This window comes from Lentzea sp. NPDC005914 (assembly GCF_040629405.1).
GTDB lineage: Bacteria > Actinomycetota > Actinomycetes > Mycobacteriales > Pseudonocardiaceae > Lentzea.
In genome coordinates this window covers 128,072-149,797 of sequence record NZ_JBEXVQ010000013.1, presented here as the reverse complement: position 1 = coordinate 149,797, position 21,726 = coordinate 128,072, and the positions used below count along the sequence as shown (strand labels likewise).

At 68.8% G+C, this 21,726-nt stretch carries 24 protein-coding genes; 16 read left to right on the top strand and 8 right to left on the bottom strand.

Annotation, left to right across the window (positions count from 1 at the left end; translation table 11 throughout):
* Positions 1-23: 23 nt before the first annotated feature.
* The 6 genes from ABZ345_RS20280 (at position 24) to ABZ345_RS20255 (ending at position 5,817) form a co-directional block, all read left to right on the top strand.
* Positions 24-779, top strand: coding sequence for a DUF427 domain-containing protein (locus ABZ345_RS20280; protein ID WP_359850632.1), 756 nt, complete (start codon positions 24-26; stop codon positions 777-779).
* A gap of 61 nt (positions 780-840) precedes the next feature.
* Entirely contained in the window at positions 841-1,467 is a 627-nt protein-coding gene (locus ABZ345_RS20275) for a TetR/AcrR family transcriptional regulator (protein ID WP_359850629.1), read from the top strand.
* Positions 1,464-3,011 (top strand): MFS transporter, encoded by a 1,548-nt coding sequence (locus tag ABZ345_RS20270; protein WP_359850626.1) that lies wholly within the window; start codon positions 1,464-1,466, stop codon positions 3,009-3,011. The genes ABZ345_RS20275 and ABZ345_RS20270 overlap by 4 nt, the downstream gene beginning before the upstream one ends.
* A 99-nt stretch (positions 3,012-3,110) precedes the next feature.
* On the top strand, positions 3,111-4,322 hold the full coding sequence (locus tag ABZ345_RS20265; RefSeq protein WP_359850623.1) for a serine hydrolase domain-containing protein: 1,212 nt from the start codon (positions 3,111-3,113) through the stop codon (positions 4,320-4,322).
* A complete protein-coding gene (locus ABZ345_RS20260) occupies positions 4,319-5,182 on the top strand; it encodes a histidine kinase (RefSeq protein WP_359850620.1) in 864 nt (287 codons plus the stop codon). The genes ABZ345_RS20265 and ABZ345_RS20260 overlap by 4 nt, the downstream gene beginning before the upstream one ends.
* Positions 5,179-5,817, top strand: a complete 639-nt coding sequence (locus ABZ345_RS20255; RefSeq protein ID WP_359850617.1) for a response regulator transcription factor — start codon at positions 5,179-5,181, stop codon at positions 5,815-5,817. Before ABZ345_RS20260 ends, ABZ345_RS20255 begins: the two co-directional genes overlap by 4 nt.
* 7 nt (positions 5,818-5,824) lie before the next feature.
* Here the strand turns inward: ABZ345_RS20255 and ABZ345_RS20250 are convergent, their stop codons facing one another.
* Entirely contained in the window at positions 5,825-7,270 is a 1,446-nt protein-coding gene (locus tag ABZ345_RS20250; RefSeq protein WP_359850614.1) for an aldehyde dehydrogenase family protein, read from the bottom strand.
* Between the two features lie 18 nt (positions 7,271-7,288).
* Positions 7,289-8,062: an IclR family transcriptional regulator gene (locus ABZ345_RS20245; protein ID WP_359850611.1), complete on the bottom strand. Its 774-nt coding sequence runs from the start codon at positions 8,060-8,062 to the stop codon at positions 7,289-7,291.
* 35 nt (positions 8,063-8,097) lie between these two features.
* Between ABZ345_RS20245 and ABZ345_RS20240 the strand changes: the two genes are divergently transcribed.
* From ABZ345_RS20240 to ABZ345_RS20220, 5 genes are read left to right on the top strand one after another with little or no spacing between them, the layout of a single operon-like run.
* Complete coding sequence (locus tag ABZ345_RS20240; protein WP_359850608.1) at positions 8,098-10,497, top strand: AAA family ATPase; 2,400 nt, start codon at positions 8,098-8,100, stop codon at positions 10,495-10,497.
* Entirely contained in the window at positions 10,494-11,234 is a 741-nt protein-coding gene (locus tag ABZ345_RS20235; RefSeq protein ID WP_359850605.1) for a phosphotransferase, read from the top strand. The genes ABZ345_RS20240 and ABZ345_RS20235 overlap by 4 nt, the downstream gene beginning before the upstream one ends.
* A gap of 24 nt (positions 11,235-11,258) precedes the next feature.
* A complete protein-coding gene (locus ABZ345_RS20230; protein WP_359850602.1) occupies positions 11,259-11,411 on the top strand; it encodes a hypothetical protein in 153 nt (50 codons plus the stop codon).
* 18 nt (positions 11,412-11,429) lie between these two features.
* On the top strand, positions 11,430-11,600 hold the full coding sequence (locus ABZ345_RS20225) for a hypothetical protein (RefSeq protein WP_359850600.1): 171 nt from the start codon (positions 11,430-11,432) through the stop codon (positions 11,598-11,600).
* 22 nt (positions 11,601-11,622) lie between these two features.
* A complete protein-coding gene (locus ABZ345_RS20220) occupies positions 11,623-12,618 on the top strand; it encodes a YdcF family protein (RefSeq protein WP_359850597.1) in 996 nt (331 codons plus the stop codon).
* Between the two features lie 15 nt (positions 12,619-12,633).
* Here the strand turns inward: ABZ345_RS20220 and ABZ345_RS20215 are convergent, their stop codons facing one another.
* The 4 genes from ABZ345_RS20215 to ABZ345_RS20200 all read right to left on the bottom strand — a co-directional run bounded on the left by ABZ345_RS20215 (position 12,634) and on the right by ABZ345_RS20200 (position 16,286).
* On the bottom strand, positions 12,634-13,326 hold the full coding sequence (locus tag ABZ345_RS20215; protein ID WP_359850594.1) for a glycoside hydrolase family 11 protein: 693 nt from the start codon (positions 13,324-13,326) through the stop codon (positions 12,634-12,636).
* Between the two features lie 228 nt (positions 13,327-13,554).
* Complete coding sequence (locus ABZ345_RS20210) at positions 13,555-15,078, bottom strand: non-reducing end alpha-L-arabinofuranosidase family hydrolase (RefSeq protein WP_359850591.1); 1,524 nt, start codon at positions 15,076-15,078, stop codon at positions 13,555-13,557.
* Between the two features lie 298 nt (positions 15,079-15,376).
* On the bottom strand, positions 15,377-15,874 hold the full coding sequence (locus ABZ345_RS20205) for a DUF305 domain-containing protein (protein ID WP_359850809.1): 498 nt from the start codon (positions 15,872-15,874) through the stop codon (positions 15,377-15,379).
* Positions 15,875-15,959: 85 nt separating this feature from the next.
* Positions 15,960-16,286, bottom strand: a complete 327-nt coding sequence (locus ABZ345_RS20200) for a hypothetical protein (protein ID WP_359850588.1) — start codon at positions 16,284-16,286, stop codon at positions 15,960-15,962.
* Positions 16,287-16,368: 82 nt separating this feature from the next.
* Between ABZ345_RS20200 and ABZ345_RS20195 the strand changes: the two genes are divergently transcribed.
* Positions 16,369-16,821 (top strand): DUF4396 domain-containing protein, encoded by a 453-nt coding sequence (locus ABZ345_RS20195; RefSeq protein WP_359850807.1) that lies wholly within the window; start codon positions 16,369-16,371, stop codon positions 16,819-16,821.
* Positions 16,822-16,862: 41 nt separating this feature from the next.
* Here ABZ345_RS20195 and ABZ345_RS20190 read toward each other — a convergent pair whose 3' ends face one another.
* Positions 16,863-17,174 carry a hypothetical protein gene (locus ABZ345_RS20190; RefSeq protein ID WP_359850585.1) on the bottom strand — a complete coding sequence of 104 codons (312 nt, stop codon included), beginning with the start codon at positions 17,172-17,174 and terminating at the stop codon, positions 16,863-16,865.
* A 69-nt stretch (positions 17,175-17,243) separates the two neighbouring features.
* A complete protein-coding gene (locus ABZ345_RS20185) occupies positions 17,244-17,705 on the bottom strand; it encodes a hypothetical protein (RefSeq protein WP_359850582.1) in 462 nt (153 codons plus the stop codon).
* Positions 17,706-17,885: 180 nt separating this feature from the next.
* Between ABZ345_RS20185 and ABZ345_RS20180 the strand changes: the two genes are divergently transcribed.
* The 4 genes from ABZ345_RS20180 (at position 17,886) to ABZ345_RS20165 (ending at position 21,723) form a co-directional block, all read left to right on the top strand.
* The gene (locus tag ABZ345_RS20180; RefSeq protein WP_359850579.1) at positions 17,886-20,150 is read left to right on the top strand and encodes a glycosyl hydrolase family 18 protein; all 2,265 of its coding nucleotides are present in this window, start codon (positions 17,886-17,888) and stop codon (positions 20,148-20,150) included.
* Between the two features lie 39 nt (positions 20,151-20,189).
* Positions 20,190-20,633, top strand: a complete 444-nt coding sequence (locus ABZ345_RS20175) for a helix-turn-helix transcriptional regulator (protein ID WP_359850804.1) — start codon at positions 20,190-20,192, stop codon at positions 20,631-20,633.
* Between the two features lie 10 nt (positions 20,634-20,643).
* Positions 20,644-21,066 (top strand): VOC family protein, encoded by a 423-nt coding sequence (locus tag ABZ345_RS20170; RefSeq protein ID WP_359850576.1) that lies wholly within the window; start codon positions 20,644-20,646, stop codon positions 21,064-21,066.
* A 132-nt stretch (positions 21,067-21,198) separates the two neighbouring features.
* Positions 21,199-21,723, top strand: coding sequence for a hypothetical protein (locus ABZ345_RS20165; RefSeq protein WP_359850573.1), 525 nt, complete (start codon positions 21,199-21,201; stop codon positions 21,721-21,723).
* The last annotated feature ends 3 nt before the right edge of the window (positions 21,724-21,726 follow it).

The window sequence follows — 21,726 nt, the reverse complement described above, 5'->3', positions numbered from 1 at the left end:
CGCGGGGTGCGTTGTGCTGTGACATGGGCAACGAGCAGCAGCGTGGCCGGGTGAGGGTCGAGAACTCGGCGAAGCGGGTCCGTGCGTACTTCGGTGGCGAGCTGGTCGCGGACACGACCTCGCCGCGGCTGGTCTGGGAGATCCCGTACTACCCGGCCTACTACCTGCCGCTTTCCTCGGTCCGCGCCGAGCTGAAGGCGACGGGGGAGACCAAGCACTCGCCCAGCAGGGGCGAGGGCGTCGTGCACGACGTCGTGACGGCCGGCGGCACGGCCGAGGGCGCGGCGCTGACCTACCCCGACTCGCCGATCGAGGAGCTGCGCGACGTCGTCCGGTTCGAGTTCGCGGCGATGGACGAGTGGCTCGAAGAGGACGAGCCCATCTACGTGCACCCGCGGAGCCCGTACGCGCGTGTTGACGTGCTCGGCAGCTCGCGGCACGTTCGAGTCGCGCTCGACGGCGTGACGCTGGCGGCCTCCTCGCAGCCCAGGATTCTGTTCGAGACCGGCCTTCCACCGCGGTACTACCTGCCCCTGAGCGACGTGCGGTCCGATCTGCTCAGGCCGTCGGACACCCAGACGCACTGCCCGTACAAGGGGACGGCCACCTACTGGAACGTCGAGGTCGGCGGCGTCGTGCACGAGGACCTCGTGTGGATCTACCGGGCACCCCTGCCCGAGAGCCAGAAGGTCGCCGGGCTTGCGTGCTTCTACAGCGAGCGCGTTGATCTCTACGTCGACGGCGAGCTCCAGGAGAAGCCGAAGACGCCCTGGTCGTAGCGATCCATTTCACAGTCTGCAAAGTTGCAGAGACTGCAAAACAATCCGGTACGCTGCCCCTGTGAACCAGCCGGGGGAGAGCCTGCGCGACCGCAAGAAGCGCCGCACGCGTGCGGCGCTCGAGCGGGCGACGGTGCGTCTCGCGGCCGAGAGGGGCTACGACCACGTCACCGTTGAGGAGATCGCCGCCGAGGCCGACGTCTCGGTGCGCACGTTCTTCAACTACTTCGCGAGCAAGGACGAGGCGCTCATCGGCGCGGACCCCGAGGCGGGCCCGCGCATGGCCGAGCGCATCCTGGCCGCGCCGGACGAGGTCACGCCGTTCGAGGCGTACCGGTCCTCGGTGCTCGCCGAGATCACCGACGAGCTGAACAACGCCCGCGACCTGTGGCTGCTGCGCAAGGAAGTGCTGATGCAGCGGCCGGACCTGCTCCTGCGGGCGTTCGCCAACAGCGCCGAGTCCGAGCAGCTGCTCGCGAACGCCGTCGGGCAGCGGGCAGGACTTCCCGAGTCCGACATGTACCCGCGCCTGCTCGTCGCCGCCGGGAGCACCGCGTTCCGCTGTGCGGTGACCCGCTGGGCCCTCGACGACAACGTCGCGCTGGGTGACCTGGTCGGTGAAGCACTCGACCTGTTCGGCACCGGGCTGGCTCACGTGCCACCGCACCACCGCGAAGGGGGATCATGAGCACCGAAACCGAAGTGACACCAGTCCACAGCAGACGCGAGGTCGTTCAGGCCATGTGGGGCCTGATGCTCGGCATGTTCGTGTCGATCCTCGCCAGCACCATCGTGTCGAACGCGTTGCCGCGCATCGTCGCCGAGCTCAAGGGCTCGCAGTCGGTCTTCGCCTGGATCGTGACGACCGAGCTGCTGGCGATGACCGCGACCGTGCCGTTGTGGGGCAAGCTCGCCGACCTCTACAACCGCAAGCTGCTGATCCAGGCGTCGCTGGGCCTGTTCGTCGTCGGTTCGCTGATCGCGGGCTTCTCGCAGAACATCGAGATGCTCATCGTCAGCCGGGTCGTGCAGGGCGTGGGCGCCGGTGGCGTCACGGCGCTCGCGACGGTCGTGATGGCCGCGATGATCCCACCGCGCGAGCTCGGCAAGTACTCCGGCATGTTCGGCGCGGTGTTCGGCGTCGGCACCGTCGCGGGCCCGCTCATCGGTGGCCTGCTCGTCGACACCTCGTGGCTGGGCTGGCGCTGGTGCTTCTTCATCGGCATCCCGTTCAGCCTCGCCGCGATCTACATGCTCCAGCGCACCCTGCACCTGCCGGTCGTGCGCAAGCAGGAGACGAAGATCGACTACCTGGGCGCCTTCCTGATCGTGTCCGGTGTCTCGACACTGCTGATCTGGTCCTCGCTGGCCGGCCAGAAGTTCGACTGGTGGTCGGGCTGGACCGCGGGCCTGGTGTCGCTGGGTGTTCTGCTGCTGGCGGCCGCCGTCCGCGTCGAGGCCACCGCGCACGACCCGATCGTGCCGCTGTCGATCTTCCGCAACCGCACGGTCGCGCTGGCGACCGTGGCGAGCGCCTTGGTCGGTGTCGCGATGTTCGGCGGCACGGTGTTCCTGTCGCAGTACTTCCAGTTGGCGCTCGGCAAGACGCCGACCCAGGCCGGTCTGCTCGGCCTGCCGCTGATCTTCGGCCTGCTCGTCTCCTCGACGGTCGCCGGTCAGCTGATCACGAAGTACGGCAGGTGGAAGGCGTTCCTGGTCGCCGGTGGCGTGGTCATGGTCGGCGGCATGCTGCTGCTGTCCACGATCAGCTCGTCCACGACGGTGTTCATGGTGTCCGCGGACATGTTCGTGCTCGGTGTCGGCGTGGGTCTGATGATGCAGAACCTGGTGCTCGCTGCCCAGAACGACGTGCCCGCTCGCGACCTCGGTGCCACCACGTCGACGCTGACGTTCTTCCGCTCGCTGGGCGGCGCGATCGGGGTGTCCGCTCTGGGTGCCGTGCTGGCGAACAAGGTGTCGTCTCTGGCGGCCGAGAAGTTCGGGCCGATCACCGGCTCCGGTGAGGCCAAGGTGCCGGACCTCGCGGTGCTGCCGCCCGAGATCAAGGCCGTGATCGCGGACATCTACGCGACCGCCACCGCCGAGATCTTCCTGGTGGGCGCGCCGTTCGCGGTGCTCGCGCTGCTGGCGGTGCTGTTCATCAAGGAGAAGCCGCTCAAGGAGCAGAGCGGTGACGACAGGCTGGTCGCCGAGATGGCGGCGGGTCACTGATCGTTCCTGTCGTACCGGGCGGACCCCTGACTTTCGTCGGGGGTCCGCTCTGCCTTTCGGGCCGGGATTTCGCGTTCGCGGCTCCTTACGTTGTGTCTCATGAACATCTGGGGTGCAGCGCTCACGCTGTTCGTTTCCACGTACATGGGGGAGGCCTCGCTTCCCGGGGTCGCGGTGGCGATCACCAAGGGGGACCAGGTGGTCGCGGTCCAGGGCTTCGGCCACGACTCGGCCGGGGCGCCGATCACCGAGAACTCGAAGATGGCGATCGCGTCGGTCAGCAAGTCGTTCACGGCGTTGGCGGTCCGGCAGCTCGCGGACGCGGGCAAGATCGACCTGGACCGGCCCGTGTTCGACTCACGCGTCACGCCGCGTCAGCTGCTCTCCCACACATCGGGGATCAGCGACCGCACGTTGCCGGAGAAGAGCCTGCCGCAGCCCGACTCGCCCGAGGGAGCGGTGGAACGGGCTCGTGAGGTCCTGCGTTCGGCCGTACCCGACGGCCAGTTCCGGTACACCAACACGAACTACCACCTGGCCGCGCGGCTGGTCGAGCTGGCGTCGGGGGAGAAGTTCAACTCCTATCTGCGGTCGCACGTCTTCGAACCGTTGGGCATGCGGGACACGGTCGCGATCGACGTGACACCGCGCGATCTGCCGTCGGACTACCGGCGCGGTTTCGGATACGCCTACGGGTTCTCGGTTCCGTTGACCGAGCCTGATCGGTTCGTTGCCGGGTCGGACGGCGTGATCACCACCGCCGCGGACATGGCGAAGTGGCTGGCGGCGCAGCAGAAGCTGGCACCACAGGACAGGATGGGCTGGGAAGCCGATTCGCAGGGACGGTTGCGGCACAACGGGATCTGGTTCACGAGCACGGCCGGGCAGGTGCTGACCCCTTCCGGATACGGCATCGCGGTGATGAGCAACAGCGGCATCGGGCTTGGCAACGAAGGCACTCATGCGCTGGAGAACGGCATCGCGGACATCGTCGACGGCAAGACGCCCGCTGAGCCGTCGTCGTATCGGCTGATGATCGATCTCGTGCTGGCCGGGCTGACGTTGTTGTCGCTGGCGCTTGGAGTGCGAGCGTTGCGGCGGCCTCGGAGGCTGGACAAGGCGTGGCAGGTGCTCAGGTTCGTGCCGCTGGGAGTGCTGCTGGCGTTGCCGACGTTGCTGGGACTGCTGTACGGCGGTGGGCGGGACATCACGTTCTACCAACTGGCGCACTATTCTTTGCCGCTTGTGGTGTGGTTGGGCGTGTCCAGTGCGATGAACGCGAGTGTGGCGGTCGTGAGGTGGGTGCGATGAGGGTCGTGGCGCTCGCGGCGTGCGTCGGCGCTGCGTTTACCGTGTCGTTCTTCATGCGCGACCACGTGCCGCCGTGGACGGTCGCGGTGTGTGTTGTGTTGTTCGTGGCCGCCTTCCTGCTCGGCCGCCGGATGGAACCCGGCTGGCCCATCATCATGTTCGCGGCGGCGGGCCTCATCGAGGCCGTGCATCTCATCGTCGTGGGACTGGCGGTGGCGCTGCCGTGGTTCCTCGGCCGGGTCGCCTACCAGCAGGCAGCCTTGGCCGCGGCCGGGGTGGAGGCCACGCACCTGCGCGAACGGACCCGGATCGCGCACGAGGTGCACGACACGCTGGGCCACGAGCTGAGCCTGATCGCGTTGCAGGCCGGCGCGCTGGAGATGAACCTGCCCGCCGAGCACCAGGCCGCGGCCGCACAACTCCGCGTGGCCGCCTCCGATGCCACGGAACGGTTGGCGGACCTGGTGTTCCTGCTGCGCGACGGCGATCCGCCCGCGGTGGTGGACCTGCGGGATCTGGTGGACCGCGCGGTGGCGTCCGGGTTGCAGGTCGAGTTCACCGTGGAGGGACGTTTTCCGTCCGTTGTGGAGCGAACCGTGCATCGGGTGGTTCAGGAGGCGTTGACGAACGCCGCGAAGCACGCGCCGAAGTCCTTGGTGGTGCTGAAGGTCACGACGGCGGATGCGACCACGGTGGTGGAGGCGAGCAACGACCTCGGGCTGCGGCGTGGCACGGGCAGCCGGCTGGGCTTGATCGCGTTGCGCGAACGGGTGCGGATCGCGGGAGGTACCCTCCGGACCAGCCGTGACGACGGCAGGTTCGAGCTGGTGGCAACACTTCCGCACGCGGGGGACTCGTGATTCGCGTTCTGCTCGCCGACGACGAGGCACTGGTGCGTGCGGGCGTGCGCGCCATCCTCGGTTCGGATCAGGCGATCGAGGTGGTCGCGGAGGCCGGCGACGGTCGTGAGGCGATCGACCTGGCGTTGAAGCACCGGCCCGACGTGGTGCTGCTGGACGTCCGGATGCCGCGGCTCGACGGGCTGGCGGCGGCCCGGGAGCTGGCGCGGCTGGGGTTCGGCGTGGCGATGCTGACGACGTTCAACGACGACGGCTACCTCGAACAGGCGCTGGACGGCGGCGCGCGCGGGTTCCTGTTGAAGTCGGGTGATCCGCGCGAACTGATCGCGGGCGTGCACGCCCTGGCGTCCGGTGGTGCCTACCTGGCGCCCAAGGTGGCGGCGCGGATGATCACGCGGTTCCGCGGCGGGCGGGTCAGCGAGGCCCGGTCCCGCGTGGAGTCGCTGACCGCGCGGGAACGGGACGTGCTGGCGTTGCTCGGCGAAGGCCTGTCGAACGCGCAGATCGCGCGCCGGCTGGAGCTCGTCGAGGGCACGGTGAAGGGGCACGTGAGCGCCATCCTGACCCGGCTCGGGGCGGAGAACCGGGTGCAGGCGGCGATCGTGGCGCACGAGGCCGGGCTCATCTCCGGCTAGTGCCGGCTCAGATCGGGAAGTGACCGTGTTCCGAGGCGACGGTGACCCAGCGGGTGGCCGAGAACGCCTCGATGCCCCACCTGCCGCCGAACCTGCCGTACCCGCTGGCTTTGACGCCACCGAACGGCGCCTGCGGTTCGTCGTCCACGGTCTGGTTGCCGACGTGGACGATGCCCGTGCGGATCCGGCGCGCCAGGGCGAGGCCGCGCCGCGAGTCCTCGGTGAGGATGCCGGCGGTGAGGCCGTGCTCGGTGTCGTTGGCGATGGCGACGGCCTCGTCGTCGTCCGCGACCGTGGTCACGACGACGGCGGGACCGAAGATCTCCTCCTGGAAGATGCGCATGGCCGGGGTGACGTTGTCCAGCACGGTCGCGGCGCCGTCACCACCCGCCCGCACGCGAGCGCCCGCGTCGACGGCCTCGGTGACCAGCGCGGCCACCCGGGAGGCGGCGCCCGGGGTGATCACCGGGCCGATCACCGTGCCGGGGTCGGCGGGGTCGCCGTGAGGCAGCGAGGAGACCTTGGCGGCCAGCTTCGCCGTGAACTCCTCGGCCACGGATGCGTGTACCAGGATCCGGTCGGCCGACATGCAGATCTGACCGGCGTTGAAGAAGGAGCTGAACGTGGCCGCCTCCACCGCGTGGTCGAGGTCGGCGTCGTCCAGGACCAGCAGCGAGTTCTTGCCGCCGAGCTCCAGCACGGCGGGCTTGAGGTGCCGGGCCGCGAGGGTTCCGATGATCCGGCCCACCTCGGTGGAGCCGGTGAAGTTCACCGCACGCACGCGCGGATCGGCGATCAACGCTTCCGCCACCTCTGCGGCGTCGGCAGGCGCGTTCGTCACGACGTTGAGCACGCCCGCCGGCAACCCGGCCTCGTGCAGCACGTCGGCGATGAAGTGACCGGCCGCGATCGGCGCGTCCTCGCTGGGCTTGAGCACCACGGTGTTCCCCGCGGCGAGCGGGGCCGCGACGGCCCGCGCGCTGAGGATGATCGGCGCGTTCCACGGCGAGATCGCCGCCACCACGCCGAGCGGTTCGCGCACCGCGAGCGACAGCTGGCCCGGCGTGTCCGTGGTCAGCACCTCGCCGATGGGCGCGGTGGCGGCCGCGGCGGCCTCGCGCAGCATGTTGGCGGCCAGCATGACGTTGAAGCCGGCCCACCCGGCGACGCCGCCGACCTCCTGAGCCATCAGCGCGATGGCTTCCGGGGTGCGCTTCTCCAACTCGTCCGCCGCGCGCAGCAGGATCCGGCGCCGGGCGGACGGCGAGGTCGCCGCCCACTCCGCGAACGCCTCCTGCGCCGCGTCGACCGCACGCGTCACGTCCGCCGCTCCAGCAGCGGCGACCACGGCGTACACCTCGCCCGTGAAGGGGTTGAGGTCTTCAGTAGTGCGGCCGTCCGCGGTGGGAACGCTTTCGCCGCCGATGAATAGCTGACGCTTTTCGCTTGCCACGGTTGAAGATTCAACCGGTCAGCCGCGCTGACCGCCAGGGTCGATTTCCGATGGATGGAAACCCGGATCCAGCATCCGCCCGATGCCCCGCGCGGCCACCTGCAACGCGGCGACCAGCCGTCCGCGCACGTTCCGCAGATCCGGCACGACGATGCCGAGAGCCGCCACGACGTGCCCGTCCACCTCGACCGGCACCGCGACACTGCACGCACCGAGCGTCATCTCCTCGAACGTCTGCGCGTACCCGTCCCGGCGGATCCGGTGCAGCTGCGCCCGCATCCGGCCGGGCTCGGTCACCGTGTACGCCGTGATGCGCGTCAGGTGGTGCAGCAGCACCTCCTCCTGCACCTCGGCGGGCGCGTGCGCGAGCAGAACCTTGCCCACGCCGGTTGAGTGCAGCGGCAACCTGCTGCCCGTCGAACTCACGATCGGCACCGACGCGTGGCCCGACACCCGGTCGAGGTACAGGACCTCGGTCCCTTCGCGCACGGCCAGGTGCACGACGGCGCGCGTGGCCGCGTGGATGTCGTGCAGGAACGGCTCGGCGACCCGGCTGAGGTCGACCTCGCCCGCCGCGAGCAGCCCGAGCCGCCAGATCCGGCGGCCGATGACGTACTCGCCGGAGTCCAGCCTGCGCACCGCACCCCACGCCTGCAGTTCGGCGAGCAGCCGGTGCGTCGTGCTGATCGGCAGGCCGCCGCGGCGCGCGATGCCGCTGAGGGTCTGGCGGCGGTGGCGGGCGTCGAACGTGCCGAGCAGCGAGAGCAGCTTGGCGGAGACGGTGGCGGCCATCCCGGAATTCTGCACGCCTTGCTTAGGATCGGCCGGTGGCCGGATCACAAGAGGGAAAGCTCCGCGCGCTGCACCGGGCACTCGCCGCGCGCCCCAACGAGCCGGTGCTGTTCGCCGACCTGATTCGCGAGGTCTGGGGCGAGAGTCCGCCCACGGGACCGATGCCCGCGTTGCGCACGCTGGTGAAGCGCCTGCGACGGTCCATTCCGGACGAGATCGTCACGGACGCGTCCGGGTACCGCCTGAAGGTGCGCACGCCCGGACCGTGCCAGCTGCCGGCGGACCTGCCGGACTTCGTGGGCCGCGAGCACGAGCTGGAACGTCTCGAACTTCAGAGCGACCTGATCTCGATCACCGGGCCGCCCGGCGTCGGCAAGACGGCGCTCGCGGTCAGGCTCGCCCACCGGCTGCGGGAGCGGTACGTCGACGGGCAGCTGTACGTGAACCTGCGGGCGTTCGCGTCCGGGCCGCCGGTGACGGCCGAGCAGGCGCTGAGCGGGTTCCTGAGGGCACTCGGGGTTCCGCAGCCCGCGATTCCGGTGAACCTCGACGCGCAGGTCGAGCTGTACAAGTCGAAGCTCGACGGCAGGAAGGTGCTGGTCGTGCTCGACAACGCCGTCGAGGACGTGATCGAGCCGCTGCTGCCGGCCTCACCCGGCTGCCTGGCGATCGTCACGAGCCGCCACGACCTGCCGGGGCAGCTGCGGCTCGACGTGCTGGGCGACGACGCGGCACACGACCTGTTGACCAACATGCGGGTGGAAGGCACTCCCGAGGAACGCACGGAGCTGGTGCGGCTGTGTGCGCACCTGCCGCTCGCGTTGCGGATCGCGGGGGCGAACGTCGCGCACGGGCACATCGAGGACTACCTGGACGAGCTGCGCGGCGACCGGCTGGACGTGCTGGAGATCGACGGCGACACGGCCGTGCGGGCCACGTTCGAGCTGTCGTACCGGGCGCTGACCAGCGAGGCGAAGCGCGTATTCCGGCGGCTCGGGTTGCCTCCGGGCGCGGACCTCGGGCTGGACGCGGCCACGGCACTCGCCGGGCGTGATCCCGAACCCCAGCTCGACGAACTGGTGCGCGCCGGCCTCGTCGACCACATCGGCGTTCGCTATCAGCTGCACGACCTCATCAGGCTGTTCGCCGCAGACACGGCGGACGACGACGATCGGGCCGGGCTGCTCGACATGTACGCGTGGTACCTGCGGACCGCGCACAACGCCGTCCTGCGGATCGTGCCCGAGACGAACCTCCTGACCGAGCCCGACCTGGACGGCCCGAGCCTGAGCTTCACCGACCGGGACGACGCGGCGGCGTGGCTGGAGGACGAGCACTCCAACCTGGTCGCGGCGGTGCTGGCGGCACCGTCGCCATACGCGCAGCAGCTCGCCGACGCCCTGCGGATCTACCTGCACATCGGCCGGTTCGAGACCGAGAAGGCGCTGGTGTTCCGCGCGGGGCTGCGCACCGCACGGGCGGCGGGCGACCTGGCCGGGCAGTCCGCCGCGTGGTACGGCCTGGGCATGTCGTCGTGGACGCGCGGCGAGTATCCCGCCGCGCTGAGCAGCTACGAGCAGGCCATGGAGTGCGCGCCGACGCCGTTCGCGGTGGCGTCGATCAGGAACGCGACGGGCCTCGTGCTGCAGGAGATGGGCGAGGGCGGCCGGGCCGACGAGCAGTTCGTGGAGGCGTTGCGGATCAGGCGGGAGCTCGGAGACGTACGCGGCGTCGGCAGCGTGCTGATCAACCTTGCCATCTCCTCCGGCACGCGCGGTGAGCTGCGCCAGGCCGCCGAGTACTTCCAGGAGGTCAAGGACCTCAGCGAGCGCAACGGGCTGCACAACCAGGTCGCTCTCGCGCTGGACAACATCGCCGTCGCCTGCTTCGAGCTCGGTGACCTCGACCGGGCGCTGGCCGCGAGCGTCGAGGCCGTGCAGCTGAACATCAGCCAGGACCAGCAACGCGCGCTGGCCAACGCGCTGGCCAGCCAGGCCCGCATCCACGCCGAACGGGGCGAGACCGCCGAGGGGCTGCGGGTGGCGGAGCAGTGCTTCGAGGTCGCGCGGGAAGCCGAGCACCCCAAGGCGCGGATCGACTGCCTGGTCGCGATGGCGGTGCTGGAACCGGCCAGGGCGAGGGAGCACGCGGGGGACGCGGCCGAGCTCGGCCGCAAGATCGGCTACGGCCCCGGCGTGATCACCGCGTCGATCCTGCTCGCCGAGGCCACGGCGTCGGTCGAGCTGATCGACGAGGTGCTCACGATGATCCACGAGACCAACAGCATGATGGACCACTCACGGGCGTTGCTGGTCCGTGCGCGCATCACCCGGTCCGTTGAGGTGGCACGGGAGGCGCTGGAGGCGGCGGAGCGGTGTGGCCAGGCGAAAGTCGCTTCAGACGCACGGGAGTTGCTGGTAACACTGGGCGCGTGACGTACCTGGGCGAGGGCTGGGACAGCAGGGCCGAACTGGTCGGCGGCTGGGTGGAACGCCGGCCGCGCCGTCCGGAGATCGGGCCACAGCTGGTGCGCGAGACCGTGGTGATGCCGTGGCTCGCGCCGCTGCTGCCCCTGCCCGTCCCGGTGCCTGTCGTGATGTCTCACGACCCGCTCGTCGTGCGGCACGAGCTGGTGCCCGGCGAACTGGCCACGCTGAACGCGACCCAGGGCCGGCAGCTGGGCGAGTTCCTGCTGGCGTTGCACGCGCTGCCGGTCGAGGAGGCTTCGGCACGAGGTGTCAGCCCGAGGACGCTGCCGGTCGAACGGTTTCGCGGCGAAGTGCTGCCGCACGTGCCGGAAGGCGCGACGCTGCTGGACGCGCTGCCGGGCGTGCCCGCGGACACGCTCGTGCACGGCGATCTGGGCCCTGAACACGTCCTGGGCCGCGACGGCGTGCTGACCGGTGTGATCGACTTCGGCGACCTCCACATCGGGGACCCGGCGGTCGACCTGGCCTGGGCACTGCACGGCACACCACCGGAGTTCGCGGACGCGCTCGCCGGCACTTACGGCGTGACTGACCAGCTGCGACACCGGGCGTTGATCTGGCATCAGCTCGGACCGTGGGACGAAGTGCTGTACGGCAACGACATCGGCGACCCGCAGGTGGCGGCGGGTGGTCTGGCGGGTGTGCGTGATCGGCTGAAGATCTGGGTATCCCCGACCAGATAGGTCGCCCTCTTAAGGAGAGTCGAGATGCCTTGGGTTCGCCGGCACCGCCGCAGCGCCCCGTACAGCTGGTTCCGCACCACCACGGTCCGCAGCCACTACCGCAGGCCCGCCGGTGGGATGTGGATCCCGATCCTGGTCGCGATCGCCGTGATCGTGCTGCTCATCGCCCTGTTCTAAAGGGGTAGGGTCGAAGGCATGGGACAGTTGGGTGAGTTGTTCCCGGGACGCAAGCTCCGCAGCGAGGCGACGGACTCCGGCACCGGCGAGGACTTCGAGGAGACCGGTCCGCTCGACCTCACGGCGGGGGCCGTGCGGCTGAGGCCGCGGCCCAAGCCCGCCGCACCGGAGCCCGAGAACACCGACTGATCGTCGGTACTACCCTGAGCCGGTGCTCGCCGGCCTGCTGTTCGTCATCCCCGCGTCGATCTTCCTGTACGGCATGGTGCGCGACCGGCGCAGGCTGAGCAACGCGGTCTGGCTCGGCATCACGCTGGTGATGCTGCTGCTCCTGCTGGCGGAGGCCGGGCGCGACAACCCGGTGCTGAGCCTGCCGCTGCTGCTCGCCTTCATGCTCGCCGTGCTCGGTCTTCTGTTGCTGCCACTGGCTTTGCTCGCGAACGGCCTGGTCATGGTCCGCCGCGAGGGCCGGTCGCTGGGCAACTTGCTGTCGTTGCTCGCCGGGCTCGCCCTGATCGGCGAGATGATCTACTTCGGGTGGGGCATCGGCCAGCCCAACGACTGGATCCGCGGCAGCGCGATCGGGTTGTTCCTGGTGTCCGCGTACATCGCGTTCCTGTTCGTGAGCCTGCTGCTGTACTCGGTGATCTACGGCCGCACCGGGCGCCGCACCGGGTTCGACGGCATCGTGGTGCTCGGCGCGGGCCTGGTCGGGTCAAAGGTGCCGCCGCTGCTGGCGTCCCGGCTCGACCGCGCGTTGCGCCTGTACCACCGCGAGAGCGAGGCCGGTCGGTCGCCGATCATCGTGGTGTCGGGCGGGCAGGGCGCTGACGAGGAGGTCTCGGAGGCGTTCGCGATGCGCCGGTACCTGACCGAACGCGGCGTGCCGGAGTCCGACATCGTGCTCGAGGACCAGGCCACCACGACCGAGGAGAACCTCCGCTACAGCAAGGAGTTGCTGGCCGAACGCGGGCACACCGGCCGTGTTGTCGCGGTGACGAACAACTATCACGTGTTCCGCACCGCCGTGCTGTCGCGCAAGCAGGGGTTGCGGTTGCAGGTGATCGGTGCGCCGACGGCCTGGTACTTCGTGCCGAGCGCGTTCCTGCGGGAGTTCGTGGCACTGCTGGTTCGCAACCCGGTCGTGCACGCGTTGGCGTGCGTGTTGCTGATGGCGGGCGGGCTCGCGCTGACCCAGATCAACTGAGCCCGCCCGCCAGCGTCACCTCACGGTGATGTTGGAGTTGCCGCTGCTCCGGTAGCCCTCGGTCGCGAGGATCATGTAGTAGCTGAAGTTGCCGAGCCGCATGCCGGCGCGGTTCCACGCGTCGAAGTGGTTGCCGGTGGTGATGGTTCCGCCCGTCCGCTTCTGCTGCCGGACGCTCCAGAACTGCGGGAACGTCTTGTTGCCTTCGACGGAGGGCGCGTTGTAGCGCATCGTCTGGTAGATGTCGTACGTGCCACCGTCGCTGGTGACCGTGCCCTTGTACGTACCCGTGGGCCGGTACGTGCCCCAGTTGTCGACGATGTAGTACTCGACGAGCGGGTTCGACGTCCACCCGTAGAGCGTCAGGTACGCGTTGCCGGAGGGGTTGAAGCTGCCCGAGTAGGTCACGGTCCGCCGTGAGCCGTTGCTCCAGCCCTTGCCACCGACGAAGTTGCCGACGTTGCTCCACGACGTGCTGTAGTTGCCGCCGGCGCCGAAGTCCATGCAGACCCTGCCGCCGCCGTCGGTCCAGAACGAGTAGTAGTAGCCGTTGTTGTTGCCCGTCTGGCTCGAGCACGTGGCGGCGATACCCACGTCAGCGCCGGCGACGCCGGGCAGCAGCGCGGCGACGAGCGCGGTGCAGGCACCGGAGATGAGCAGTGCGATGCGACCGGGAACGCGGCCCGCTCGAATATTTGTTTCAACCATGCGGGGTACTCCTCACCGGAGTCGGCCGGCAGCGCGGACATGACCGCGCACCGGATTCGAGGGAATCCAGTTCGTCGGCGCTTTGGGGGATTATTCGACGCTAGCAGTGCCGAACCGGCTCCGGTGGGTGCTCAAAGGTTTCGATAAATTTTCGAAAACTCTTTCGGTGATCCGATCCTGTCGAATTCGGATTGTCGAATTCGACGAACGTTCAGGGTGTGCCGGCGATCAGCGTCGCAGCGTCAACAGGCCCGGCCGGTAGGGCAGGAGGCCGTAGTCGCCGCCGGAGTTCGGGTCACGTCCCTGGTAGAGCAGCTGCAGGTTGCAGGGGTCGATGGTCTTGGTCTGGTCGGGGTTGCTGCGGATCAGGTCGCCGTGGCTGATGTCGTTGGTCCAGGTGGCGCCGCTGTTGGCCTTGCCGGCGAACGGGTTGCTCTCGGTGGCGGCCTGCGGGGTCCACGAACCGTTCAGGCTGCTGGAGGTGAACGAGCGGAAGTACCGGCCGTTGCGGCCCATCGCCTCGACGATCATGAGGTACTGGTTCTGGCCCTGGACCTTGTAGACCTCGACGCCTTCGAACAGGTTGGCCTGCGTGTCGCTCATGATCGTCGTGTAGCTCGAGCCGAAGCTGCCGGGGAAGTTACCGATCGGCATGCTGGCCCGGTAGATGCTCCCGTTGTCACCGGCGAAGAACAGGTACATGTTCGTGCCGTCACCGATGAGCGTCTGGTCGATGGGGCCCGTGCCGGAGTTGGGGATGCTGCCGGTGAAGAGCGTCTGCTGGGCCGACCAGCCGTTCGCGTTGGTGGGGTCGCTCGACGTCCGGTAGCTGAACGCCGTGCCGCCCCACTGGTAGGTGAGCACCCAGATGTTCTTCGGGGCGAAGTAGAACAGCGTGGGGGCGACGGTGCCGCTGCTCATGCCGTTCTGGCTGGCAGAGGCCATGTCGGACCAGTTCGTGAAGGTCCCGAAGTTCATCGATCCCCAGGACGTCCGCGTGTCGTGCGTCGTCGCGTAGACCAGGTGCTTGCCGTTGTAGACGACGTGGGTGAAGTCCTTGAGCGAGACCCATCCCTGCTTCGGGTTCGCCAGCGAGCCGGTCGACGACCACCGGTAGGTCGACGGAAGCGTGCACGTGCCGGGCGGGGTGGTCGTCGTGGTGGTGGGGCCGGGCCCTCCGCCGACAAGGACGAGCTGCCACTGCTGGTTGGTGCCGCTGAGGTCGCTGTACTGGACGACGTTGGCGCCGTCGGCGGTGGAGGAGCCCTGGACCTCGACGGCCTTGTTGCTGGTGCGGTTGATCAGACGCACGTGGCCGCCGTCGGAGTCGGCGAGGCGGAACTGCTGGTTGCCGCCGCCGTGGTCGGTCCACTGGATGATGCCGGCGCCGTCGGCGGTGGAGGCGCCGGAGACGTCGAGGACCTTGTCCGACAGCCGTGACTTCAGCCGGTAGTAGCCGCCGCCGGAGTCGACGAACTGCCATTGCTGCTGGTTGCCGTCGTTGCGGGCCCACTGGGTGATGCGGGCGCCGTCGTTCATGGCGAGGTTGTAGACGTCCAGAGCCTTGCCGCTGTTGCGGTTGACCAGCACGTACCAGGCGCTGGTGTCGACCGTCGCGGCCGACACGGGCGCCGCGGTGAAGGCCGCCACCAGCCCGCCGAGCAGCACGGCGGCGACGGCGGCGGCACCGGCCATGCGTCGCCTGCCGGCTCGTGGGACGGCTGTGTGCGAAATATGGCCCGATCCGGCCATGGGTGTGCTCCTCTTCGTTGAGGTGGGGGCACACCGCGGTACGGGCAGCGTACGAACGGCGATTACGCCAGCGTCGACAATCGGAGAACCAAAGACAGGCGACGGACGGGGATGCCACAGCCGCGGGTGCCATTCGCGTGCATCAAACTGTGGGGGACGATCTCCGCGCGGTCAAGACGCGCAAGAAATGTTTCGAGGGCCGATCGGGCGAAAGCGGCGCGCATTCCGAGTTGCTAAAACAAGCGAGAATTCTTTAGCTCAGGAAGGCGGGGGCCGGGCGACCGGCCCCCGCCGTTGTTCACCTGGCCTGCAGGAGGCCCTTCATCTCGGTGATCTCCTGCTGCTGACCGTCGATGATCGCCTGGGCGAGCTTCTTGGCCTCGGCGTCCTTGCCCTGGTCGAGCTCGGTCTTCGCCATCTCGAGGGCACCTTCGTGGTGCTTGATCATCATGTCGAGCCACTGCTGGTCGAACTCGGCGCCGGTGACCTTCTCGAGCTCGGCCATGTCGTCGCCGCTCATCATCCCGGACATGTCGTGGCCGGAGTGGTCCTGCATGGAGGGGGCGCCCCACTCCTTGAGCCAGGAGTTCATCCGGGTGATCTCCGGGTCCTGGGCCTTCTCGATGCGTTGGGCGAGGTCGCGGACCTTGTCGTCGCTGCTGCGCGACGGCACGAGCTTCGCCATCTCCAGCGCCTGCTCGTGGTGCGGGACCATCTTCTGCGCGAACGCGATGTCCGCCTTGAGGTCGGGCGCGGCCGGCTTCTCGGTGCTGCTGCAGGCGCTCAAGATGAGCATGCCGACGACAGCCCCGATGAGGGACTTCTTCAAGACGCGGTCTTCTCTCTGACGTTTGTGGACAGTGCTGAGTGGACTGTCGAACTCAGTTCCGCAGCACGCAGAGAGAAGTGAGGAGTGATCTTCCGCCCGGTGGCGGACGTTGAGGGGTGCTCAGCGGCACTTCGGACGGGAGCGCCGCGAGCCGGGGGAGTGCCGTCCGGACCAGGAACCACGCCGTCAGCGCCACGGCCGCCGCGACCAGGACCGCGAGACACATGTGCAGCAGGTTGTGCTCGTGCGGTTGCTCCTGCTGCTGGCTCATCGTGTGCCCGGCGTGCGGAGTTTCCGCCGCTGCGACATGGTGCATCCCGACGACGGCGAAGACGAGCGCGCACAGCAGCACCCACTGGGTGGCCCGGCGCCTCGTCATGGGGCACACCCTACCGGGGTACGGGTTGATACCAATACCCCCTAGGGGTATGGTCGGCTCGACGTTCGACGAGGAGGACGAGATGGACCACGCTCCCGCAAGCCTGACCAGGCAGGCGATCTCCGCGACGCTGCACTGCCTCACCGGCTGCGCGATCGGCGAGGTGCTCGGCATGGTGATCGGCACGGCGCTGGGCTGGGGAAACCTCGCCACGATCGTGCTGGCCATCGTGCTCGCGTTCGTGTTCGGCTACTCGCTCACGATGCGCCCGGTGCTGCGCTCGGGCCTGTCGTTCAAGGCGGCGCTCGGCGTCGCGCTGGCGGCGGACACGGTGTCGATCGCGGTGATGGAGATCGTCGACAACGGCGTGATCCTGGTGGTGCCCGGCGCCATGGAGGCGGGCCTGGGGACCTGGCTGTTCTGGGCGTCGCTGGCGGTGTCGCTGGTGATTGCCTTCGTGGTCACGGTGCCGGTGAACCGCTGGATGATCGGGCGCGGCAAGGGCCACGCGGTCGTCCACCAGCACCACCACTGACTGGAAGGGCCGGGACGTTTCGTGACGTCCCGGCCCTTCGGTCACCAGACCAGCGAACCGGAGTCCACCGAGGTGACCCGCGTGCCCTGGCTGCTGACGCCGCCCGTCACCCGAGTGCCGTCGGTGCCGATCGACTGGTCCTTGCCGTCGGTCCCGATGGACTGCTCCTTGCCGTCGATCCCGGCTTCCCGGTCGTCCGCCGCGGTCACGCGCGTTCCCGATTCCCGGTTGTCCACCCCGGTCACCCGCGTGCCCTGACCACTGTCATCCCCGGCGGCCGATGCCGTGCCCACTCCGAGCACGAGCGCCGCTGCTGCGAGCACCAGTACGCCCGCTGTCTTCTTGCCCACCATGTGACCTCCCCAGTTCGGTGGTAGGTCCAGGATGCCCGCGTGTGCTTGCAAGAACTTTGAACCCGCAGGTCAGACCGCGTCCAGTTCGGCGCGCGTGAACCTCATGACCCAGTTCGTCTCCCAGGTCTCGCCGCCGTCGTAGGAGAACTGCTGCTGCCACACGGGCTCGTCGCCCGCCGTCCAGTCGAACCGCAGCTTCACCGCGTGGCCGCCCACCACGTCGTCGCCGAAGAACACCCCGTGCCCGTCAGTGAACCGGCCCTCGAGCGGTGGGTCGAGGTGGCCGGGAGCGCGGGTGGACGCCCACCAGATGCGCCAGACGTCGGCGGAGGGGTCGTACTGGCGCAGCGTCATGCCCTCCCAGCCGTCGGCGAGGAGGTTGTCGATGTTGGCCGCCCCGCCCAGGACCGGCCTGCACTCGCTCGTCGCCTCGAACTCGACCCAGTCGGTGCCGCGGCCCACGATGTCGGCGATCTTGCGGTTGGCCACGCGCCACCGGCCGTGAAAGAAGTCGAAATCGTTCTTACTCATGGCCAGGACGCTAAAACGCCATCACTGACACCCGATGTCAGTGATCGAGTATTGACGCAAAGGTCTGGACCATTTTACCGTTCCGGGCAGGGCCGCCGCCCTAGCCAGGAGGTCCTCGTCTTGCGACTGCTCTCCAGAGTGGTCCCGGTGCTAGCACTGCTAGCCGGGACCGTCATAGCTGTGACCAACGCGCCCATCGCCGCCGCGGCCCACGAGGACTGCCGGCCCGACGGGCTGTACAGGACGCCGGGCGTCGACGTGCCCTACTGCACCGTCTACGACACCTCCGGGCGCGAGAACCTGGGGCCGGACAAGTCCCGGCGGGTGATCGGGTACTTCACCAGCTGGCGGACCGGCAAGAACGGTCAGCCCGGCTACCTCGCCAAGGACATCCCCTGGACCAAGGTCACGCACCTCAACTACGCGTTCGCGCACATCGATGCGCAGAACAAGATCTCGGTCGGCGCGAACGACGCGAACAACTCCTCGATCGGCATGGAGTGGCCGGGCGTCGCGGGCGCGGAGATGGACCCGTCGCTGCCCTACAAGGGCAACTTCAACCAGCTCACGAAGTTCAAGAAGCAGTACCCGAACGTCAAGACGCTGATCTCCATCGGCGGCTGGGCGGAGACCGGTGGCTTCTTCAACGCAGACGGCACGCGCAACGCCTCGGGCGGCTTCTACAAGCTCGGCCAGTCGCAGGCCGCGATCGACACGTTCGCGGACAGCGTGGTCGGGTTCCTGCGCCAGTACGGCTTCAACGGCGCTGACATCGACTACGAGTACGCGACGTCGAACAACCACGCGGGCAACCCCGACGACTTCTGGATCTCCAACGCCAACCGCGGGAACCTGTGGACCGGCTACTCGGCGATCATGAAGACCCTGCGCGAGAAGCTCGACCGCGCCGGCGCCACCGACGGCAAGCACTACATGTTGACCGCGGCGGTGCCCGCGTCCGGCTGGCTGCTGCGCGGCCAGGAGTCGTACCAGGTGGTCAAGTACCTCGACTACCTCAACGTCATGAGCTACGACCTGCACGGCTCGTGGAACCACTTCGTCGGCCCGAACGCGGCTCTCTACGACGACGGCAAGGACGGCGAGCTGTCCGCGGGTGGTGTGTACACGGCGCCGCAGTACGAGGGCATGGGCTACCTCAACAGCGACTGGGCGTACCACTACTACCGCGGTGCCATGCAGGCCGGACGCATCAACCTGGGCGTGCCGTTCTACTCGCGCGGCTGGCAGGGCGTCACCGGTGGCACGAACGGGTTGTGGGGCAAGGCGGCGCTGCCGGACCAGTCGAAGTGCCCGCCCGGCACCGGTACCTCGGTCGGCTCGACCACGCCGTGCGGCAACGGCGCGACCGGCATCGACAACATCTGGCACGACGTCACGGCCGGTGGCGCCGAGGTTCCGTCCGGCGTGAACCCGCTGTGGCACACCAAGAACCTCGAGGCCAAGGTCACCGGTTCGTACTCCGCGCAGTACGGCCTGGACCCGGTCAACGACCCGACGGACCGGCTGACCGGCACGTACACGCCCTCCTACGACTCGACGCTGAAGTCGCCGTGGCTGTGGAACAACGACAAGAAGGTGTTCCTGTCCACCGAGACCGAGCAGTCGATGGCGGAGAAGGCGAAGTACGTGCGCGACAAGGGTCTCGGCGGCATCATGATCTGGGAGCTCGCCGGCGACTACAAGTACGACTCCGCGAAGAAGGAGTACTTCATCGGCGACACGTTGCTGTCGACGATCAACACCGGCCTGAACGGCGCCGCGCCCTACGGCAACCTGAAGGCTTCGTCCCAGCAGTCGCAGTCGCTCGCGGTCGACGTGGACGTCTACGGCTTCGCGCTGGGCGACAACAACTACCCGATCACTCCGAAGATCAAGTTCACCAACCGCTCGACCGTCACCATCCCCGGTGGCACGAAGATCGCGTTCGACTACGGCACCAGCGCGCCCGGCGGCATGGCCGACCAGTCCGGCTTCGGGCTCAAGGTCGTTTCCAAGGGGCACAGCGGATCGAACGTCGGCGGCCTGAAGGGCGACTTCCAGAAGGCGGAGCTGACGCTGCCGTCGTGGCAGTCGCTCGCACCGGGCGCGTCGGTCGAGATGACGGTCAGCTACCAGCTGCCGATCTCGACGCCGTCGAACTTCGTGTTCACCTTCGGCGGCCAGTCCTACGCGATCACGGCCGACTACCCGAAGATCGGCGGCGGCACCACGCCGACCACCACGTCCACGACCACCACCACGACGACGACCACCACGAACCCGCCTGCCTGTTCGCTGCCCGCGTGGGACCGCGAGCAGGTCTACACGGGTGGCAACGAGGTGTCGCACAAGGGTCGCAAGTGGAAGGCCCAGTGGTGGACGAAGGGCGAGGAGCCCGGCACCACCGGTGAGTGGGGCGTCTGGCGCGACCAGGGTGCCTGCTAGTTCTCGCAAGTCAGGAAACTGTCAGGCGCGGGCCTTAGGCTGTCTCTCGTGACCGCCCAGGACCCGCGCCTGCAGGAGCTCGTCCTGCTCCGCAAGGTGCGCGACAGGATCGACCGCGAGTACCGGGAGCCGCTCGACGTGGCGGCGCTGGCCCGCGGCGTGCACCTGTCCGCCGGGCACCTGTCGCGCGCGTTCAGGGCCGCGTTCGGCGAGTCGCCCTACAGCTATCTGATGACCCGCCGCATCGAGCGCGCGATGACCTTGCTGCGGCGCGGCGACCTGTCCGTCACCGAGGTCTGCTTCGAGGTCGGCTGCACGTCGCTCGGCACGTTCAGCACCCGTTTCTCCGAGCTGGTCGGCATGTCGCCGAGCCAGTACCGCAAGGTCGCCGCCGAGGACGGCCAGGGCATCCCGAACTGCCTGGCCAAGGCCGTCATGCGTCCGATCAGGAATCGAGAAGCGGCGGCCGGTTCGCCCGATTAGGTTGACGGGCATGTCAGTCATCATCGCCGCGGCCTTCCTGCCCGCAGACGACCCCGAGAAGTCACTCGGCTTCTTCCGCGACGCGCTCGGCTTCGAGGTCCGCCAGGACGTCGGCAAGGGCACCATGCGCTGGATCACCGTCGGACCGCCCGACCAGCCGGAGACCGGCATCGTGCTGCACCCGCCCGCCGCCGACCCCGGCGTCAGCGAGGAGGAGCGCCGCACGATCGCCGTCCTCATGGCGAAGGGCGTCTACACGGCCATCTCGCTCGCGTCCAAGGACCTGCAGGGCGCGTTCGACCGCGCCAGGGCGTGGGTCGAGGAGTCAGGTGCGGGTGAGGTGCTGCAGGAGCCAGAGGACCAGCCGTGGGGCGTGCGCGACTGCTCGTTCCGCGACCCGGCCGGCAACCTGGTCCGCATCAACCAGCTCTGACGCGCGAGAACAAGTCGCCGATCGTCTCGAGCTCTCTGCCGTCCGGATGCGACGCGTCCGGGCAGCAGAGACCTTCGCCTCGCGCTGCGCGGGCCGCCGCCCGGGCTTTCCGCCGCGTCCGTACCCACCTGTATGAGAAAACCGGTACTGGTGATCGCGCTGGCGGCGTTCGTGGTCGCCGCCGCCGCGGGATTCGTGTTCGTGAAGTTCGCCGGCGGGCCGCGGGCGAAGGCGGGTGAGTGCGTCGCGCTGGCCAACCGCAGCGACAACCGCGCGGACGTCTCGAGCGCGGGCTGTGCGACGGGTGACGTGAGGTTCAAGGTGGGCAAGGTGCTCGCCGACGCAGCCGCGGGCTGCCCGGCGGGCGACGACGAGTACGTGCAGGTCGTGCCGAACTCCGGCGGCGGCAAGCTCTGCCTGCTGCCCAACCTCGCGGAGGGCGCGTGCTACCGGCCCGCCGACGACGAGGACAGCTGGGTCAAGGCGGAGTGCGCCGGGGAGGAGACCGTCAAGGTCACCAAGGTGATCTCGTCGGCGGGGGACGCGGTCGAATGCCCGGACGGCGAGAACTCGGCGTCGATCGTCTACGCGGAACCGCCGACGACGTACTGCCTCGCATTCGTGCAGCGGTCAACCGGTGAGACCGCGGGTACGTAGAAC

Coding starts and splice junctions, on each gene's coding strand:
- ABZ345_RS20200 (WP_359850588.1), bottom strand. CDS start 16,286: ATGACGAGGCGCCGGGCCACCCAGTGGGTGCTGCTGTGCGCGCTCGTC.
- ABZ345_RS20205 (WP_359850809.1), bottom strand. CDS start 15,874: ATGCTCATCTTGAGCGCCTGCAGCAGCACCGAGAAGCCGGCCGCGCCC.
- ABZ345_RS20225 (WP_359850600.1), top strand. CDS start 11,430: ATGGGACAGTTGGGTGAGTTGTTCCCGGGACGCAAGCTCCGCAGCGAG.
- ABZ345_RS20270 (WP_359850626.1), top strand. CDS start 1,464: ATGAGCACCGAAACCGAAGTGACACCAGTCCACAGCAGACGCGAGGTC.
- ABZ345_RS20165 (WP_359850573.1), top strand. CDS start 21,199: ATGAGAAAACCGGTACTGGTGATCGCGCTGGCGGCGTTCGTGGTCGCC.
- ABZ345_RS20185 (WP_359850582.1), bottom strand. CDS start 17,705: ATGAGTAAGAACGATTTCGACTTCTTTCACGGCCGGTGGCGCGTGGCC.
- ABZ345_RS20210 (WP_359850591.1), bottom strand. CDS start 15,078: ATGGCCGGATCGGGCCATATTTCGCACACAGCCGTCCCACGAGCCGGC.
- ABZ345_RS20170 (WP_359850576.1), top strand. CDS start 20,644: ATGTCAGTCATCATCGCCGCGGCCTTCCTGCCCGCAGACGACCCCGAG.
- ABZ345_RS20280 (WP_359850632.1), top strand. CDS start 24: ATGGGCAACGAGCAGCAGCGTGGCCGGGTGAGGGTCGAGAACTCGGCG.
- ABZ345_RS20230 (WP_359850602.1), top strand. CDS start 11,259: ATGCCTTGGGTTCGCCGGCACCGCCGCAGCGCCCCGTACAGCTGGTTC.
- ABZ345_RS20190 (WP_359850585.1), bottom strand. CDS start 17,174: ATGGTGGGCAAGAAGACAGCGGGCGTACTGGTGCTCGCAGCAGCGGCG.
- ABZ345_RS20245 (WP_359850611.1), bottom strand. CDS start 8,062: ATGGCCGCCACCGTCTCCGCCAAGCTGCTCTCGCTGCTCGGCACGTTC.
- ABZ345_RS20260 (WP_359850620.1), top strand. CDS start 4,319: ATGAGGGTCGTGGCGCTCGCGGCGTGCGTCGGCGCTGCGTTTACCGTG.
- ABZ345_RS20265 (WP_359850623.1), top strand. CDS start 3,111: ATGAACATCTGGGGTGCAGCGCTCACGCTGTTCGTTTCCACGTACATG.
- ABZ345_RS20215 (WP_359850594.1), bottom strand. CDS start 13,326: ATGGTTGAAACAAATATTCGAGCGGGCCGCGTTCCCGGTCGCATCGCA.
- ABZ345_RS20195 (WP_359850807.1), top strand. CDS start 16,369: ATGGACCACGCTCCCGCAAGCCTGACCAGGCAGGCGATCTCCGCGACG.